The 15,031-nt window shown below is 43.5% G+C and carries 18 protein-coding genes; 8 read left to right on the top strand and 10 right to left on the bottom strand.

Translation table 11 applies throughout. The features are described 5' to 3' along the window. Positions 1-58: 58 nt before the first annotated feature. From V5804_RS08485 to V5804_RS08475, 3 genes are read right to left on the bottom strand one after another with little or no spacing between them, the layout of a single operon-like run. Positions 59-736, bottom strand: a complete 678-nt coding sequence (locus V5804_RS08485) for a metal-dependent hydrolase (RefSeq protein ID WP_369590951.1) — start codon at positions 734-736, stop codon at positions 59-61. Between the two features lie 43 nt (positions 737-779). Then, the gene (locus V5804_RS08480) at positions 780-1,094 is read right to left on the bottom strand and encodes a YbaB/EbfC family nucleoid-associated protein (RefSeq protein ID WP_369590950.1); all 315 of its coding nucleotides are present in this window, start codon (positions 1,092-1,094) and stop codon (positions 780-782) included. Between the two features lie 24 nt (positions 1,095-1,118). After that, positions 1,119-2,324, bottom strand: coding sequence for a serine hydrolase domain-containing protein (locus V5804_RS08475; RefSeq protein WP_369590949.1), 1,206 nt, complete (start codon positions 2,322-2,324; stop codon positions 1,119-1,121). Positions 2,325-2,461: 137 nt separating this feature from the next. Here V5804_RS08475 and V5804_RS08470 point away from each other — a divergent pair, with 137 nt between their 5' ends. From V5804_RS08470 to V5804_RS08440, 7 genes are all read left to right on the top strand, one after another. After that, positions 2,462-2,650 carry a hypothetical protein gene (locus tag V5804_RS08470; protein ID WP_369590948.1) on the top strand — a complete coding sequence of 63 codons (189 nt, stop codon included), beginning with the start codon at positions 2,462-2,464 and terminating at the stop codon, positions 2,648-2,650. A gap of 150 nt (positions 2,651-2,800) precedes the next feature. After that, positions 2,801-4,198 carry a class II fumarate hydratase gene (fumC, locus tag V5804_RS08465; RefSeq protein WP_369590947.1) on the top strand — a complete coding sequence of 466 codons (1,398 nt, stop codon included), beginning with the start codon at positions 2,801-2,803 and terminating at the stop codon, positions 4,196-4,198. Between the two features lie 59 nt (positions 4,199-4,257). Next, entirely contained in the window at positions 4,258-4,758 is a 501-nt protein-coding gene (locus tag V5804_RS08460; protein ID WP_369590946.1) for a fumarate hydratase, read from the top strand. 5 nt (positions 4,759-4,763) lie between these two features. Next, the gene (locus V5804_RS08455) at positions 4,764-5,555 is read left to right on the top strand and encodes a S1/P1 nuclease (protein ID WP_369590945.1); all 792 of its coding nucleotides are present in this window, start codon (positions 4,764-4,766) and stop codon (positions 5,553-5,555) included. Between the two features lie 94 nt (positions 5,556-5,649). Continuing rightward, positions 5,650-6,087, top strand: a complete 438-nt coding sequence (locus tag V5804_RS08450; RefSeq protein ID WP_369590944.1) for a low molecular weight protein-tyrosine-phosphatase — start codon at positions 5,650-5,652, stop codon at positions 6,085-6,087. A gap of 74 nt (positions 6,088-6,161) precedes the next feature. Then, positions 6,162-6,407 carry a hypothetical protein gene (locus V5804_RS08445; RefSeq protein WP_369590943.1) on the top strand — a complete coding sequence of 82 codons (246 nt, stop codon included), beginning with the start codon at positions 6,162-6,164 and terminating at the stop codon, positions 6,405-6,407. Then, positions 6,400-6,798 carry a PIN domain-containing protein gene (locus tag V5804_RS08440; RefSeq protein ID WP_369590942.1) on the top strand — a complete coding sequence of 133 codons (399 nt, stop codon included), beginning with the start codon at positions 6,400-6,402 and terminating at the stop codon, positions 6,796-6,798. The genes V5804_RS08445 and V5804_RS08440 overlap by 8 nt, the downstream gene beginning before the upstream one ends. A 10-nt stretch (positions 6,799-6,808) precedes the next feature. Here V5804_RS08440 and V5804_RS08435 read toward each other — a convergent pair whose 3' ends face one another. Then, the gene (locus V5804_RS08435) at positions 6,809-7,315 is read right to left on the bottom strand and encodes a GNAT family N-acetyltransferase (RefSeq protein ID WP_369590941.1); all 507 of its coding nucleotides are present in this window, start codon (positions 7,313-7,315) and stop codon (positions 6,809-6,811) included. A gap of 91 nt (positions 7,316-7,406) precedes the next feature. Here V5804_RS08435 and hisS point away from each other — a divergent pair, with 91 nt between their 5' ends. Beyond that, positions 7,407-8,954: a histidine--tRNA ligase gene (gene hisS, locus V5804_RS08430; RefSeq protein ID WP_369590940.1), complete on the top strand. Its 1,548-nt coding sequence runs from the start codon at positions 7,407-7,409 to the stop codon at positions 8,952-8,954. 193 nt (positions 8,955-9,147) lie between these two features. On the opposite strand, the gene efp is transcribed toward hisS, so the two are convergent. The 6 genes from efp to V5804_RS08400 form a co-directional block, all read right to left on the bottom strand. Continuing rightward, the gene (gene efp, locus V5804_RS08425) at positions 9,148-9,708 is read right to left on the bottom strand and encodes an elongation factor P (RefSeq protein WP_369590939.1); all 561 of its coding nucleotides are present in this window, start codon (positions 9,706-9,708) and stop codon (positions 9,148-9,150) included. Between the two features lie 95 nt (positions 9,709-9,803). Beyond that, on the bottom strand, positions 9,804-10,430 hold the full coding sequence (locus V5804_RS08420; protein WP_369590938.1) for an ATP-binding cassette domain-containing protein: 627 nt from the start codon (positions 10,428-10,430) through the stop codon (positions 9,804-9,806). A 6-nt stretch (positions 10,431-10,436) separates the two neighbouring features. Then, the gene (gene lpxA / locus V5804_RS08415; RefSeq protein WP_369590937.1) at positions 10,437-11,228 is read right to left on the bottom strand and encodes an acyl-ACP--UDP-N-acetylglucosamine O-acyltransferase; all 792 of its coding nucleotides are present in this window, start codon (positions 11,226-11,228) and stop codon (positions 10,437-10,439) included. After that, positions 11,225-12,625 (bottom strand): bifunctional UDP-3-O-[3-hydroxymyristoyl] N-acetylglucosamine deacetylase/3-hydroxyacyl-ACP dehydratase, encoded by a 1,401-nt coding sequence (locus V5804_RS08410; RefSeq protein ID WP_369591122.1) that lies wholly within the window; start codon positions 12,623-12,625, stop codon positions 11,225-11,227. The genes lpxA and V5804_RS08410 overlap by 4 nt, the downstream gene beginning before the upstream one ends. Positions 12,626-12,674: 49 nt before the next feature. Then, complete coding sequence (lpxD, locus tag V5804_RS08405; protein WP_369590936.1) at positions 12,675-13,706, bottom strand: UDP-3-O-(3-hydroxymyristoyl)glucosamine N-acyltransferase; 1,032 nt, start codon at positions 13,704-13,706, stop codon at positions 12,675-12,677. Between the two features lie 62 nt (positions 13,707-13,768). After that, entirely contained in the window at positions 13,769-14,995 is a 1,227-nt protein-coding gene (locus V5804_RS08400; protein ID WP_369590935.1) for an HD domain-containing protein, read from the bottom strand. Positions 14,996-15,031: the final 36 nt, after the last annotated feature.

Raw genomic sequence — 15,031 nt, 5'->3', positions numbered from 1 at the left:
TTCTGCACGAGTTGAACATAAAAAAAGTCCCGGAAATTTTCTCCGGTACTTTTTGTTTTTACAACGCTATCGTTTGCCCTATCTCCGGCAAAACAAAATTTAAACCAACATTGGCAAATTTGGCTTTTGCTGCTTCATGGTCTAATTTAATGGCCGGAAAAGTATCAAAGTGTACACCAATAATATTTTTACAGTTGATAAAAAAAGCTGCTTTAACGGCATCGTCTATGCCCATCGTGTAGTTATCGCCGATTGGTAGAAAAGCCCAGTTTAACTTTTCACCTTCCAGCAACTTCATATCGTAGGTTAAAGCGGTATCACCGGCAACATATATTTTTTTGCCATCAGCATAAACAACATAACCGGCCGGGTTTCCGCCATAAGTTCCGTCAGGCATCGAACTGGAATGAATGGCATTCACCATTTTTACACGGCCAAAATCAAAATTAAAACTTCCGCCGATGTTCATGCCGTGTACTTTTTCTACATCGTTATTGTTTAACCAGCTTTGTATTTCGGCAATGCAAATTACGGTTGCGTTGCTGTTGGTTTGAATGGTGAACAAATCGGCAACGTGGTCAACATGGCCATGGGTCAACAAAATATAATCGGGTTTGATGGCATCAATATCCACACCTTTTGCCAGTTTGTTTGGCGTGATAAAAGGGTCGAACAGCAATTTTGCTTTTTCGGTTTCCAGCAAAATGGTGGCGTGGCCGTAATAGGTAACTTTCATGTTTTCTGTGTGTTTAATTGCTGATGTTTAAACACCAAACACGTTACTTACCGAAAAGATTGCCCAGCTCGCCTAAATCGCCAAACATGTTTTTGGTCATGGCCGCCATTTCGGCCTGGTTTAGGTTTTCGGCTTGTTCTATGGCTTTGTTTACGGCAACGGCCAACAATTCTTCCAGTTCTTCGCGGTCAGCTTCCTTGTAAAATTCTTCGTTAATGCTGATCGTTTGAACCTGTTTATTGCCATTTGCCGTAACCGTAATTTTTCCGTTTTCGGCGGTCCCTTTTACGGTGATGTTATCCAACCGCTTTTTTACTTCGTCTGCTTTTTGCTGTGCTTCAAATAGTTTATCAAACATAATACTGTTTTTATCGGTGTAAATTTATTGGTCTTCAGCTTCGTCGCCAGTTCCGGTGTAAGCGCTTTTTCTGATGATTGGCATTCCGGTAATCCTGAATAAATCATCCAAATGCAGCAAACTTCCGTTCACCAAATTTCCTAACAAAACAATGGTTACATCGTTTTTTAAATCGCGTACAAAAATATGCCGGAAACCGTGCCACCAGCCGGTATGGTAAACCACTTTTTGTCCCGGTGCTTCAAAAATCCGCCAGCCGTAGCCATAATTAAAATGACCGTGAACCATTGGGTTTCGAGGCGTATAAGCCGAATCCTGGGTTTGCTGTTTTAACAAACGGCCGGCACGCATGGCGCGGTCAAACAAATACAAATCTTCAACCGTGCTGTAAATGCCTTTATCACCAACGGGGCCATCCAAAAAGTTTTGCGCAACCGAATAACGCCAACTGTTACGATCGTGGCCAACCACACGAACGGGAATTTTATCATAAACCGCTTTGGAATAAACGGCCGTATTGTTCATTTCTGCCGGTTTAAACACGTTTTCTTTCATGTATTGCGCGTAAGGTATGCCGGTTACTTTTTCAATGATCGCGCCCAAAACCATAAAGTTGGAGTTGTTGTACAAAAAACGCACGTTCGGTTTGTTAAAAGGTGCGGGTTTGTATTGTGCGATCAAAGCCATTTCCTGCGCATTGTTTAAACCTTTGCGCTGGTCGCGGTGCTCTTTCCGAAAAACATCATCGGTAAAATAAACATAGTTCATCATCCCCGAACGGTGCGTTAACAGCAAGCGGATGGTAATGCCGTCGTACGGGAAATTCGGAAAAAAATCTTTGACGTTTTGGTCTAATTTGAGCTTGCCCTGCTCCATCAACATTAAAATAGCGGTGGAAGTTAAAGTTTTAGTAACCGAAGCCAGCTCGAACTGGTAATTCACTTTCAGGCTGTCGCGCGTTAAATAATTGGCCCAGCCGAAAGCGTTTTCGTACAAAATTTTCCCTTTTTTGGCCACCAAAACATTACCGTTAAAACCGCTGTGCTTGTGCAGGTTTTGCATAAAGGCATCAATCCTTTTATCGGCGTTTTTCGGATTATATTTTAAGATTGAAGTGGTATCGAAGGGCGTTTCGGCAACCACTTCTTGTGGTGTTTTTTTATTTTTGGAACAGGCGGACAGTAGAAGTAAAGCAGCCGCAACTGGTAGAAGGTAGTTCTGGAATCTCATTAAAAGCAAAATCTGTTGGTAAAAACGGTGGCGAAATTAAGATATTATCTTACGTAAACCGGGGGAAAAGTTTCAATTGGCTGATGCTTTTTTTACCGGTAGTTTTTTATTTTTTGAACGGCGCAAAGATTTGAACTTTGCAGGTAGGCGCTTTGCCGCGTGAGGGATTGCAGTGGAAAGCCCACATCGAGGCACGAGCGAGGACTTGGAACGGAAAGCCCGACCCGCAGGGGCACGCCCAAAATTTAAAAAGAGCGGGGAGCGAAGATTTAGGAGCGAAGAAAAAACAGGATGCTTCTTTTATCGCACTAAAATTTGCCTGGTAAAAGAAGCATTGTAATTCCGCTCTTTTAAACTTCAAAAATCCCCGCTCGCCGCTCCTGGTCTTTGCTCAACCTTCTTTGTAATTTTCTTAAAGATTATAGCGTTGCTTTTAGATTTAGCCCTAAATTTGGCGCTACAATCGAATTAAAACCATGAGTTTCAGAACCGAATACGATACGATGGGCGCGGTGCAAGTGCCTGCCGATAAATACTGGGGCGCACAAACCGAGCGTTCGCGCAACAATTTTAAAATCGGCCCGGCGGCAAGTATGCCCGTCGAAATTATCGAAGCTTTTGCTTATTTAAAAAAGGCGGCCGCTTTTACCAACACAGATCTGGGTGTTTTGCCTGCCGAAAAACGCGATCTAATTGCGCAGGTTTGCGATGAGATTTTGGAAGGAAAACTGGCCGGTGAATTTCCGCTGGTGATTTGGCAAACGGGTTCGGGTACGCAATCGAACATGAATTTGAACGAAGTGATTGCCAACCGCGCGTACGTTTTGCAGGGAAATGCGCTGGGCGAAGGCAAAACTTTTATCCACCCGAACGATGACGTGAACAAATCGCAATCTTCAAACGATACTTACCCAACGGCGATGCACATTGCGGCTTACAAAGTGGTGATGGAAACAACGATTCCGGGCGTGGAGAAATTACGGGACACGCTTCAGGCAAAAGCTGAAGAGTTTAAAAGCGTGGTCAAAATTGGCCGTACACATTTGATGGACGCTACGCCGCTTACTTTGGGCCAGGAGTTTTCGGGTTATGCTTCGCAGTTAACGCACGGTTTGAAAGCGTTGCGCAACACGTTGGATCATCTTTCTGAACTGGCTTTAGGCGGAACGGCGGTTGGAACCGGCATCAACACGCCAAAGGGTTACGATGTAAAAGTGGCTGATTACATTGCCAAATTTACCGGACTTCCCTTCCGTACCGCGGAAAATAAATTTGAAGCTTTGGCTGCGCACGATGCTTTGGTAGAATCGCACGGCGCATTAAAACAGATCGCGGTTTCGTTGATGAAGATTGCAAACGATATCCGGATGCTGGCTTCCGGTCCGCGTTCGGGCATTGGCGAAATCCACATTCCGGATAACGAACCTGGTTCTTCCATTATGCCGGGAAAAGTCAACCCAACCCAAAACGAAGCGGTAACGATGGTTTCGGCGCAAGTAATGGGCAACGATGTTACGATTTCGATCGGCGGTTCGAACGGACATTACGAGTTGAACGTTTTTAAACCGGTGATGGCGGCCAATTTTTTACAATCGGCACGTTTAATTGGCGATGCCTGCGTTTCTTTTAACGATCATTGTGCGGTTGGTATCACCCCAAATTACGAAGGCATCAAAAAGCATTTAGAAAATTCGCTGATGCTGGTTACCGCTTTAAACCCGCATATTGGTTACGAAAACGCGGCAAAAATTGCAAAAACGGCTTTGAAAGAAAACCAATCGTTGCGCGAAGCGGCAATTGGTTTGGGCTTATTAACCAATGAACAGTTTGACGAATGGGTTCGCCCGGAAGATATGATTGGCGGATTGAAATAGATTGGCCTCAACACAAATCCCTCTCCAAAAAATGAGGAGTTTTTCCTTGCTTCTTTTACATGCAAAAAATACGATACTTCTTTTACCTGCCATTTTTTGTTGCGCTGCTGGCCTCCTGCCGGTTTAACCAGGCGGTGCAGCGTCCCGGCGTTATTTTTTTACAGGGCGAATGGAAGCAGGATTCGGTGCGTTTACAAAGCAAATTGCTGAACTATACTTTGTACCAGTTCCGCATCAGTTGCGACTCGATTTATATCACCACCGATAATTACAGCAAAGTAAACTATGGCACCGATAGTTGCATGAACCAGCATAAATGGAAAGAATATGTGCGGGGAAAATACGAGCTGCACCACGATACGTTACGTGTCCGCGGTTTGTACTGCAACCCGGATTTCAGCCTGAAAAACACTGGTTGTTTCCACATTGGCGTGTACGAAGAATTGTTTAAGCTGAAGAAAGAGACCGACACATTGCTGCATGTCATCAGTTTTTCGAGCACTGTTCCGTTTGATATCCACCTCACCCAAAAAATTACCTGCAAACCAAAACCGTTATAATTACCATGAAAAACAAATTAGGCATACTTCTTTTAGCACTGTTTTTTTCTTATCTGCCGCTGCAAACGATGGCTTGGGGGATGTTGGGCCACCGTGTAGTAGGGCAAATTGCCGATAGTTACCTCACCAAAAAAGCACGCAAAAACATTCAATTGATTTTGGGTGATGAATCCGTAGCGATGGCCAGCACCTGGGCTGATTTTATCAAATCCGACCCGGCTTACAGCTATTTGTCGCCCTGGCATTATATAGATTTTGACAAGCCTTACTCTTATCCGGAAATGCAGGTTTTTTTAAAGCAGGACACGGCAGTTGATGCTTACACCAAGCTCAACCTGATTATTGCGCAGCTTAAAAACAAAAACCTGGAGCAAGGCAAAAAGCAACTGTATTTACGCTTGCTCATCCACATTGTTGGCGATGTGCACCAGCCCATGCACACCGCGCATACAGCAGACAAAGGCGGAAACGACGTAAAATTGTTCTGGTTTAACAGACCGACCAATTTGCACGCCGTTTGGGATTCTAACCTGATTGACGACGAACAATTGAGCTATACCGAATACACAGCCTGGATCAACCACAGCACCAAAGAGCAGCGCACGGCTTTGCAGCACGACGACATCAGCAAATGGCTGTACGAATCGAACCAGATTTCGGAAAAACTGTATGCGGAAATTAAACCGGAAGCCCATTTAAGTTATCGCTATACGTTCGATCACATCGCTATTGCCAATCAGCAGTTGTTAAAAGGTGGCATCCGTTTGGCGGGGATTTTAAATGAATTATTTGGATGATTAAGGTAAAAGGTTTAGAGGCGAAAGGAAAAAGGAGGAACTTTTCTATTTCTTACCTTTCGCCTTTCCACCCTTAACCTTTTACCTCTCGCACATGAAAATACTAATGGTTTGCCTCGGTAATATTTGCCGTTCGCCGCTGGCAGAAGGCATCATAAAACAGCAGGTAAAAGAAGCAGGGCTGGATTGGGAAATCGATTCGGCCGGAACCGGAAACTGGCATATCGGCGAAGCGCCCGACCAACGTTCTACTTTAGAGGCTAAAACCCGTGGCGTAGATATCAGCCAGCAGGTTTGCCGCCAGTTTAACGTGCAGGATTTCGACGGGTTTGATTTGATTTTGGTGATGGACAAAAACAACCGCCGCGATGTTTTGTCCCTCGCCCGGAACCAGCACGACCGCGATAAAGTAAAACTCCTTTTAAACGACCAGGAAGTGCCCGATCCGTATTTTAACGATCATTATTTTTCGCCCGTTTTTGATTTGATTGAAGGCGGATGTAAGGATATAATCAAAAAATATAAAGATTAATTTTGATGCTTCTTTTATCGGCATAAAATTGGTATCAACTTGTATTTACAAATTGATTACCTTAACTTTAGGTTATGATTAGAGAAATTGTAGAAGTAACAGGAAACACATTCGTTTTAAAATTTCCAAATGAATTAATTGGAAAAAAGGTTGAAATTACAGCTTCTGAAATTGTAGAAGATCAACCTACTTATATACCAACTGAAATTCCTTTTAATCCGGAAAAATTGCAGGAGATAAACGAGCGGTATTCAAAATACCCTCAAATTTCGCACGAAAATTATAAGTTCGACCGGGACGAGGCCAACAATTATGAATAACATTTTTGTTGATTCTAACATTGTGTTGTACTTAATGGACAAGGATGAACCGAAGAAAATTATATCAAGAAAATTGCTTTCAACCAATCCTAATATTTGTGCCCAAGTTTTAACAGAAGTAGCAAATGTTTGTAAACACCGGTTTAAGTATAAAAAACATGAGTTGTTGATTTTGTGGAGTGATTTACTAAAGTATTGTACCTTCATTCCAACCAATCATCACTCCATCCAAAAAGCAATTCAATTGGTAGAACGTTATGATTTTCAACTGTTTGACGCGCTAATTGTTGCCGATGCTTTACGGGCCGATTGCACCATTCTTTATTCTGAAGATATGCAGCACAATATGCGTGTGGAAAACCAATTGACCATCATCAATCCATTCTTGTAACAAATCAACTTCAATCCACTTTAGGCAATTTAAAAAAAGCGGCTTCTGCACCGTAACGGTTGATATTTTCCTGCCTGATTAATCCTGCTTTTTCTAAAACCCGTTGCGAACCAACGTTTTCCGGCGCCGTTACCGCAACAATTTCCTGGGTAGCTGTTCTGTCGAAAGCATAACCGATCAACGCTTTCGCCATTGCCGTTGCAATTCCTTTGCCCCAATATTTTTTGTGCAGGCTATAACCAATTTCTACCGAACCGTTTTCATCAAAATACCGTAGCAAACACATACCGATGAAACCATTGTCTGCTGCATCAAAAATCCCCCATTTTCCTAATACTTCGCCTGCTGCATAATCCTGCAAAGCTGTTTTAAAAATTTGTTGATTTTCTTCTTTGGTGCGTTTTGGAAGATACAAGGCAACTTCCGCATCAGCTAAAAGTTCAACATAGATTCCTTCTTCTTCGGGCAAAAACTGACGAATAATAAACCGGGGATTTTGGGCGATTACGATATCCATATTTACCAAAACTATAAATTTTACTTAAACTAACTAGGCCTGCAAAGCGATTACACAATTAGCCCTAAGTCATTTTTTTTACCTTTGCGGCATGGCATCCAACAAAATAGCTGTACCGAAAGGCACCCGCGATTTCTCGCCCGCCGAAATGGCCAAACGCAATTACATTTTTGATACGATAAAAACAGTATTCCGCAAATACGGCTACCAGGAAATCCAAACGCCTTCGATGGAAAACCTGGAAACATTGACCGGGAAATATGGCGATGAAGGTGATAAACTGATTTTTAAGATTTTGGATTCGGGTGAATATTTTGAAAAAACGAATTTCTATAAAGCTTTCATGAAATTAATTAGATCTCTTGAGGCTGCTATGTATTATGAAGATTTAGCTTATCCAACTAATTCTTCTTTCGATCAAACTTTTAAAGAAATGAACGAAGATTTTAAAAGAAATCCTATTGAATATATAAAAAACGCAGTAGGCGAAGATTTGAAAAGAGCATCTCTTGAGAATAATAAAAGCTTTTTAAGAACAAGTGAAATTTCCGAAAAAGCCCTCCGCTACGACTTAACCGTTCCCTTCGCACGTTACGTCGTTTCCCACCAAAACGAAATCACTTTTCCTTTTAAACGTTTCCAGGTGCAGCCGGTTTGGCGTGCCGATCGTCCGCAAAAAGGCCGTTACCGCGAGTTTTACCAATGCGATGCCGATGTGGTTGGTTCTGATTCTTTGTTGAACGAAGCTGAATTTATCCTAATTTATGACGAAGCTTTAAGCAATTTCGGTTTAAAGGATTTCACAATCAAAATCAACAACCGTAAGATTTTATCCGGAATTGCCGAAATTATTGGCAAGCCGGAATTGATTGTGGACATGACAGTTGCCATTGATAAATTGGATAAAATCGGGATGGAAGGCGTAAATAAAGAACTGTTGGAACGCGGTTTTACCGAAGATGATTTATTAAAACTTACGCCCGTAATTTTATTAGAAGGAAACAACGAAACGAAATTAACTGCCTTAAAAGAAGTATTGCAAACTTCTGAAATTGGTTTAAAAGGAATCGAAGAATTAAATGCTGTTTTTACCTACTTAAAAAATTGCACGATAAAAACAGCAAAGCTGGAACTGGATATTACGCTTGCCCGCGGTTTAAACTATTATACCGGTGCCATTTTCGAAGTAAAAACCAACGAAGTGGCTATGGGCAGCATTGGCGGCGGCGGCCGTTACGATGATTTAACGGGAATGTTTGATCCAAAACAAAAACTAACCGGAGCCGGGATTTCTTTTGGTGCCGACCGGATTTATGATGTGCTGGAAGAACTGAAACTTTTCCCAGAAGATGCCACGCAAGGTACACAAGTTTTGATTTGCTGCTTCGATAAAGAATTTGAAAACTACGGTTTCCGGTTAGTAAACCAATTACGGCAACAGGAAATCCGTGCCGAGTTGTACCCGCCGGGCGCAAAAATCAAGAAGCAGTTGGATTACGCCAACAATAAAAAAATCCCTTTTACCATTGTCATCGGCAGCGAAGAAATGCAAAGCGGTTTGCTGGCTTTTAAAAATATGCAGACCGGGGAACAGCAAAAGCTTTCGGTGGATTTGATTTTGGCTGATTTATTGGCGTAGGTTTTTTCTGTCATTTCAACTAACGGGAGAAATCCTCTTTCAATAATATTGCTTTCTGTCATGCCGAACTTGTTTCGGCATCTCACTATAAAGGTTTTTACTTTGCAAGAGGGATCCTGAAACAAGTTCAGGATGACAAAAAAGCAGCACCAAAACAGTGCTGCTAATTTTATGCCGATAAAAGAAGCATCGCTTACTTCACACGCTCTACATAATTGCCGGTTGCGGTATCAACTTTAACTTTATCGCCCAGGTTGATGAACAAAGGCACTTTAATTTCGGCGCCAGTTTCAACAGTTGCATTTTTTAAGGCGCCGGTTGAGGTATCGCCTTTTACGGCAGGCTCGGTGTAAGTAATTTCCAGTTCGGCCGAGGCAGGCGCTTTGGCCATGATCGGTTCATCGCTTTCAAAAGCAACAATCACATTTGCGCCTTCTTTTAAAAATTTAACCGCATTGCCGAACAGAAATTTCGGCACGTTAAACTGCTCGTACGTCGCGTTGTCCATCACCACCAAATCGTTGCCGTCTTCATACAAATACTGGTAATCGCTGGTTTCTACACGGGCAATTTCAACTTCCTCGTCGGTACGGAAACGGTATTCTACCAGCTTTCCGCTTTTTACGTTGCGCATACGAGCCTGGTAAAAAGCACGCAAATTGCCCGGCGTGCGGTGGATCAATTCTTCAACCTGCACCAACTCGCCGTTGAAACGCAGCACATTGCCATTTTTTATATCAGATGCTTTGGCCATAATTTTATCGTTTGAGAGCCGCAAAATTAGCAATCGGCCGGAAAGAAACAAAAGCTGTTGTTGCAACCACTGATTTTATGCCGGTAAAAACAGTATCAGCTTTTTTTCTTGTAATCCGAAATATGCAAACGGTTCTGGCAAAACTGATATTCGTGTTCCTGGTTAGAACAGATGATCGTGAGGCGATTGGCGGAAAATTGTTCGATCAATTGCAAATACCAGTTAATCCCCTGCGTGTCGAGGTTTGCCGTCGGTTCGTCCAGCATCAACAAAGGCGTATCGGTACAAAAAGCCAAGGCTAATTTTACGCGCTGTTTCATCCCGGAAGAAAAATAACGGAGCAATTTGTTTTTGCTGTTGTCCATTTGCAACAGTTCGATGATTTTATTCCGGTCGGTGCCGCTTTGGTAGGTTTTAAATTGAAAATGGAAATCAATAATCTCACTCAACGTAAATTCTTCGATCAATTCTAAATAAGGTGCGGCCAAACTTACATGCCGGTAAACCTGCTCAACCTCAACAATTTTATGCCGATAAAAGAAGCATATTTTTCCTTCGGAAGGCGACAAGCTTCCGTTTAAAATTTGTAGTAAAGTGGATTTCCCCGAACCGTTGATGCCCAAAATGGCATAAGTTTGGGTTGATGAAAAAGTATAATTGATGTTCCTGAAAATCCAATCGCGGTTAAAACGCCGGCCCAGGTTTTCCAGAACGATTTCCATCAAATGTTAAAAAGAAGAAGGGTTGCCAAAACCTTTCATAATGCCACGGTTTGAATTTCGGATAAAATCCAGTATTTCATCGCGGATTTCTGTGGGCTGGCGTTCGGCTTCGATCATGTACAGAGCATTGCTCAGGTTCAAACGCTTCACAAAAATAGTCCGGTAAATATCCTGGATTTCGTTGATCTGATCCGAAGAATAACCCCTTCGCCGCAAACCAACCGAATTAATGCCTACGTAAGACAAGGGTTCGCGCGCTGCTTTTACATACGGCGGCACATCTTTGCGCACTAAAGATCCACCGGTAACAAAAGCGTGCGCACCAATATGGCAAAACTGATGGACGGCAACCATACCGGCCAAAACTACAAAATCATCAATACTGACGTGGCCGGCCAAAGTGGTATTGTTAGAAAAAATGCAATTGTTGCCAATCTGGCAATCGTGGCCGACGTGGCAATAAGCCATGATGAGGCAATTGTTGCCAACCGTGGTTTTCCAGCGGTCTTTAGTGCCGCGGTTAATGGTTACGCATTCGCGGATGGTGGTGTTGTTGCCAATTTCGACCGTGGTTTTTTCGCCGGCAAATTTTAAATCCTGCGGAATGGCCGAGATAACAGCGCCCGGAAAAATGCGGCAGTTTTTGCCAATCCGCGCACCATCCATAATGGTTACGTTCGAGCCGATCCAGGTTCCTTCGCCAATTTCCACATCGCCATAAATGGCAACAAAAGGCTCAATGGTTACATTATCGGCTATTTTTGCTTCGGGATGAATGTATGCTAAAGGTTGGGTCATGCGTTTTTGTATCTAACGATTTGCGCCATCAACTCGGCTTCTACCACAATTTTTTCGCCCACAAAACCAATGCCTTTCATTTGCGCAATGCCGCGGCGGATGGGCGCCAGCAGATCACAACGGAAAACCAAGGTATCGCCCGGCAAAACTTTGTCTTTAAACCGCGCATTTTCGATCTTTAAAAACAGGGTCAGCCAGTTTTCCGGATCAGGAACGGTGTTTAGCACCAAAATCCCGCCGGTTTGCGCCATGGCTTCAATCTGCAAAACACCGGGCATAACGGGCGCGCCGGGAAAATGGCCTGCAAAAAAAGGCTCGTTCATGGTTACTGCTTTTACGCCAACAACATGGGTTTTGGTCAGCTCCATGATCTTATCAATCAGCAGCATCGGCGGACGGTGCGGCAGAATGTTCATGATCTGCACCGTATCGTAAACCGGTTTTGCGTTGGGGTTGTAGTAGTGATAGCTCTTTTTATTACGCTCTTTTTTGATCAGCGCTTTTATTTTTTTGGCGAAAGCAATGTTGGCCGCATGGCCGGGGCGCGCAGCCATAATGTGGCCTTTTAACGGCACGCCAACCAAAGCCAAATCGCCGATCATATCCAATAATTTGTGGCGCGCGGGTTCGTTTTGATGCCTTAATTCGATGTTGTTTAAAATCCCTTGCGGTGCAACATCAATGTCTTTTCTATTGAATAAAGTGGCCAAATGCTGCAGTTCTTCCCGGTTCACTTCGCGGTCAACTACCACGATGGCATTGTTGATATCGCCGCCTTTGATCAGGTTATGTTTCAGCAGCATTTCCAATTCATGCAAAAAACAAAAAGTCCGGCAGGAAGCAATTTCCCTTCGGAATTCGGAAATGGTAGAAATCGTAGCGTGTTGCGTACCCAAAACCGGCGAATTATAATCAACCATGCAGGTAAAACGATAATCGTCTAACGGCATGGCCACCATATCCACTTTGCGGTCAGGCTCAGAATAATGGATGTTGTACGGAATGTTAAAATATTCGCGGTCGGCTTCCTGTTCTTTAAAACCAACCTCCAGCAAAGCATCTACATATTGTATAGCGCTGCCGTCCATAATTGGCGTTTCAGGGCCGTCCAAATCAATCAAAACATTATCTACTTCCAGGCCAACCAAAGCAGCAAGTACATGTTCAACGGTATTTACAAAGGCACCGTTTTGGCTGATCGTCGTTCCGCGGGAAGTATCGGTAACGTTATCCACATCGGCATCAATTACCGGCTGCCCTTCGATATCTATCCTTCTGAACTTAAAACCGTGGTTTTCCGGTGCCGGGCGAAAAGTCATCGTTACTTTTTCTCCGGTGTGCAAGCCGGTTCCCGATACAGAAGCCTCGGTTTTAATTGTTCGTTGTTTTACATTCATACTCATCAAATCTTTATTGCCCGGATTTTAAGTTTTGAAGCTCCGTTTCCTACTGTAACATCGCCAGTTGCTTTTCCAGCGCGACTATTTTTTTCTCGATTTCCGGCAAGCGCATCAACACCACCTGCGACCGCATATGGTCCTGGTAATTAGTTGCCGGCGCGCCTGCCCATTTTTTATTTTCTTCGTTGATTGACCTGCTGATGCCGGACTGCGCCTGCACCTGCGAGCCTTTTGCAATATTGATATGCCCAACCACGCCAACCTGGCCCCCCAAAATTACGTTTTCGCCAATTTTTGTGCTGCCCGAAATCCCGGTTTGTGCGGCTACAACGGTATTTTGGCCGATTTCTACGTTGTGTGCAATCTGAATCAAATTATCCAATTTCACGCCTTTTCGGATGATTGTTGAACCCATTGTTGCACGGTCAATCGTAGTATTGGCGCCAACTTCTACGTCATCTTCAATAATGACGTTTCCAATCTGGCTTACTTTCTGGTAACTGCCATCGGCCTGCGGCGCAAAACCAAAACCATCGCCGCCAATAATGACGCCCGAATGGATGATGACGTTATTGCCAATGACACAATCAAAATAGATTTTTACACCGGCAAACAAAGTAACATTGCTGGCCAGGCGTACGTTATCGGCCAGAAAAGAATTTGGGTAGATGCGGCAATGATCGCCAATTTTAACATTCGGGCCGATGTACGTGAAAGCGCCAATGTAAACGTCCTGGCCAATTTTTGCCGAAGGATGGATAAAACAAGGCTGCTCGATCCCGGCTTTGGCCAATTTGCCCTGGTTGTATTTTTCGAGCAAAACAGAAATGGCCACATATGGGTTTTCTACGCGGACCAAAGTTGCAGCAACAGGTTCTGTTAAAACCTGCTCGTTGCTGATGATGACTACCGAAGCTTTGGTGGTATATAAATACTGTTCGTATTTTGGGTTAGCCAAAAAAGACAACGAACCTTCTTCTGCTTCTTCAATTTTCGCTAACTGGTCAACCGTTACTTCAGGCTTACCTTCAACAGTGCCGTTTAACAATAAGCTGATCTCAAGTGCGGTAAATTGCATCGGACAAATTTAATTCTAAATATCAAAGCAGCAAATTATTAAGCCTGCCGCCAAAAGTATTGTTACAAACCTTTAATTACGCACAGCACATATTTGATGACGCGTTTTGACAAGGAAATCAGGTTGGAGTTATCGCTGGCATCGGCAATATCCTGCACTTCGCCGTTCTTCAGCAAAATGCGGATGTTTTCGTCGCCAACTTTGTACGCATCATTTACCACGCGGTCTGTAAATACGTAATAACCAGCATCTTCTTCATCCACCAAACCAAATTTTTGGATGGCCAGTTGCTTCAATTCCACAGTTTGGTCTAAAGTCGGCGGCGTGTTGCTGAGTTCTACTTTGTACAAGTTTCGGTTGATAAAACGTTTGCAGAGGTCAGACAAGATAAAATCCGAATGGTTTACCCAAACCTTAATGGCCGATAAAATATCCGTATCATCCAAACTGATAAAAGCATCCAAATGCTTCGGCTCCAGCACAAATGCTTCTTTTACCACACTTTTATTGAGGAAGTGCGCCAAGGCCGGCGTGGCAAACAAAACGGCACCGCTCAGAGCCAGTTCCCGACTGCGTTCCAGGATTTTAACCAGCAGCATTTCGGCAGCGATGACGGTTTTATGCAGATAAACCTGCCAGTACATCAAACGGCGCGCAATCAGGAATTTTTCGACGGAGTAAATGCCTTTTTCTTCCACCACAATATGGTCATCGCGCACGTTTAGCATTTTTATAATCCGGTCAAAACTGATGACACCTTCCGTAACGCCCGTAAAAAAACTGTCGCGGTTCAAATAATCCATCCGGTCAATATCCAATTGCCCGGAAACCAACTGGTGCAGAAAGTGGCGTGGATAAGTATCGTTAAAGATGCTGATGGCCATTTCCAATTGCCCGTTAAACTCGTTGTTCAGCCGGTCCATCAGCAAACGCGAAATCATTTCGTGCGATACTCCTTTTACCAGGGTATTTTCAAGCGCGTGCGAAAACGGGCCGTGGCCAATATCGTGCAGCAAAATGGCTATTTCTACTGCTTCTTCTTCCTCCGCAGAAATTTCCACATCTTTGGTACGCAATGTTTCAACCGCCAAACCCATTAAATGCAAAGCACCCAACGCATGGTGGAAACGCGTATGCAAAGCACCGGGATAAACTAAATGTGTCATTCCCAGTTGCTTGATGTAGCGCAAACGCTGGAAATAACGGTGTTCTACCAAGTCAAAAATCAGGTCGGTTGGTATGCTGATGAACCCGTAAACCGGGTCGTTGATTATTTTCTTTTTATTCAAAATTCAGGTTTTAAATACGAAAAGCTGCCCAATAAG

It is taken from the genome of Mucilaginibacter sp. (assembly GCF_041088075.1).
In the GTDB taxonomy this organism is placed as follows: Bacteria; Bacteroidota; Bacteroidia; order Sphingobacteriales; family Sphingobacteriaceae; genus Mucilaginibacter_A.
Note: the sequence above shows the minus strand (reverse complement) of the source record. Positions and strands in the feature narration are given on the sequence as shown.